The sequence below is a fragment of the Mycobacterium nebraskense genome, assembly GCF_002102255.1.
Lineage (GTDB): Bacteria > Actinomycetota > Actinomycetes > Mycobacteriales > Mycobacteriaceae > Mycobacterium > Mycobacterium nebraskense.
In genome coordinates this window covers 1-2,417 of the sequence record NZ_LQPH01000061.1, presented here as the reverse complement: position 1 = coordinate 2,417, position 2,417 = coordinate 1, and the positions used below count along the sequence as shown (strand labels likewise).

Annotated in this window: 2 protein-coding genes; one reads left to right on the top strand and one right to left on the bottom strand. The window is 61.8% G+C overall.

What is annotated here, in order from left to right:
- Positions 1 to 269, bottom strand: a 269-nt coding sequence (gene lpqS, locus AWC17_RS06350; RefSeq protein WP_482805287.1) for a putative copper homeostasis (lipo)protein LpqS, incomplete at its 3' end; no start/stop codon positions are given.
- A gap of 799 nt (positions 270 to 1,068) precedes the next feature.
- Here lpqS and AWC17_RS06345 point away from each other — a divergent pair.
- Positions 1,069 to 2,417 (top strand): condensation domain-containing protein (locus tag AWC17_RS06345; RefSeq protein WP_341865661.1); only part of this gene is annotated, 1,349 nt, incomplete at its 3' end.

Genomic DNA, 2,417 nt, shown 5'->3' with positions numbered 1-2,417 from the left:
AGCAATACCTGCTGCCACCACAAACCCATCGCGGCCACCACCGCCACCACAACACCCAGCGCAACCAAGGCGGTGGCGGGCGAATTTGGCAGTACCGCGGCCGCGAACGCCTCGGGATGCGAACTCGATGAGTCGCCGACAACAAGATGTGGGTGATCGAAGTCAGGCGTGAATTCACCGCCCAGCGATGCCACCAAAGCGTGTGGTGGGTGAGATACGGGGGACTCGGGCCGCAACCCGGAGTGCCCGCCGATGACGAGTACCCACATTGCGACTACCGTGGCGACAGCCGCCACCGCAATGGCGGCTTGCCACCGTGGCCGTGCGCATGCGGCAACGTGTCGGGCATCCGCCCCATTCACCACGTACCCCATACCCCCTGAGGGTACAGCATGTCGCCAGCTCTTCACAGAGCCGATACGGGGTTTTTTCGGGAAGCCCCAGGCCCGACTACACAGCGTGGGCGACGTCAACAGAAGTGAGACATATCCGCGTGTCGCACGCGGGTTCACGATTCCTGAATTGGCTACTCCCACCCCATATCACGGCACAACGGCACAGCGTACCAAGCATGAAGTAATGCACCCACGGAGTTAACGATCTGAGATGCCCCGCCCGGATCGGGGTCAGCAGGTGCTGAGTCCAATGTGGCGGCCCTCTTCGCCGGTCTGCCCTACCGGCCGGCGTGGCGCGATTTACTGTCCGTCGCCCATACCCGTCTGGGGTAGGGACCTAAGCCACCGCACGCGGGGCAGAAGGTCTCTACGCGCAGCATCGGCCGGCAACGACAGTGGAGGTTGCCACGTTACATGCGAGCTGGAGGCTTTTAACATGAATGATTGTTCACCGCGTCGTCAACCCGTTAGCACGGAGACGCACGGTGACCGTCGCAGCAAACGAACCCAAACGCCACCCGATGCGGCACTGACCGATAGCGGCAGAAGTTGGGGACAAAACTGTTCGTCGGTACCCATCGGGCGAGCCTTTTCGGGTTGTGCGACAAGCCGACTCAACGATGTGAACCTTTCGGACGCTGGCGTGCCGGCCTAAAGGGAGTTCGTCGTCATCATGCTCAACTACGGCGCGCAACCCGACATGCTGGGATCGTTAACCGCCGCTCAGTGGTCAATGTGGGCTGTCCAACAACTCTGGCCCGAAGTCCCTTACAACTTTGCCGGTTTTCTCGCCATCGATCACGATGTCGACACCGAGAGGCTCACGGTTGCATGCGAATCGGCGGCAGCGCGGTTCGGCACACCATGCGCGCGGCTATCCCTGGTGGACGGCGAACCGGTCTTCACAGTCGACCGCGTGCTCCCGCAGACCCTACGCTCCCTGCGTTGCATCGATCTGCGCACCGAGTCTGAACCGGTAGCAGCTGCTCACAGCTGGATGAACAACAACTACCGCCAACCAATCGATCTGCTCCATGACCAACTCACCGAGATGGCGCTGCTGCGGATCACCGACAATCTGTCGTACTTCTATTTGCGTGCGCACCACGTTCTCTTCGACGGATATGGCGCCAACAATTTCATCCGGCACATCGCGGCCACCTACTCGGGATCAGTCCCCGACACGGCCGAAGTGGACTTCTCCGAGTTTGCCCTGATCCGTGACGCAGATCAGAAGTATCAGCAGTCTGCGCGCAGTCAGGCTGATGCCGAGTATTGGGAGACCATCGTGCGCGGCTCCCTGGACGTCACCGACCTTGAAGGCGCACGGAGGTCAGCGGCGCCACGCCACCCGCAGATGCGCGAGCTGGTGTGCCGGCATCTGTCGGAGAACCACCACCTCGATGTCGCAAGGGTTATCGCGACAATGGCGGTGTTCATCGCGAAAACCACAGGACGCCAGAACGTCTCGATGTCGCTGCCGGTGTCAGCGCGCACGACCGCGGCGCAAAAAGGGTGTGCTGGCATGGTGGCCAATATGGTGCCGCTGCTCATCTGCGTCGATGACGGCGACACCATTGGTGCGCTGACCGATCGGGTCGCCAAGGCCCTGGTCGGTGCGCTCCGGCATCAGCAGTTCCGGCGCTGGCCGGACCTCCTCGGCGACGCAACCCGTCTCGACAACCTCGATTTCGGCCCCATCATCAACATCCTCGATTTCGCCACCCCGTTTCGATTCGGGTCTTCGGAACCGATCTATAACGTTTTGACCAACGGCCCCATACACGACATTGCAGTCAACATCTATCCGCGGTTGGGTCACGGCACGCCGCGAATCCAGCTCGCGTGGAATCCGGAACGGTACACCGCCGACGACATCGCCAGGCACATAACCCGTCTGGAATCGCTCTTTGACCGTCTACTGGTGGCGGATGCGTCGGTGGTGGTGGGGGAGGTGTCGTTGCTGGATTGCGGTGAGCGGGATCTGGTGGTGTCGGGGTGGTCTGGTGCTGGGGTGGGGGC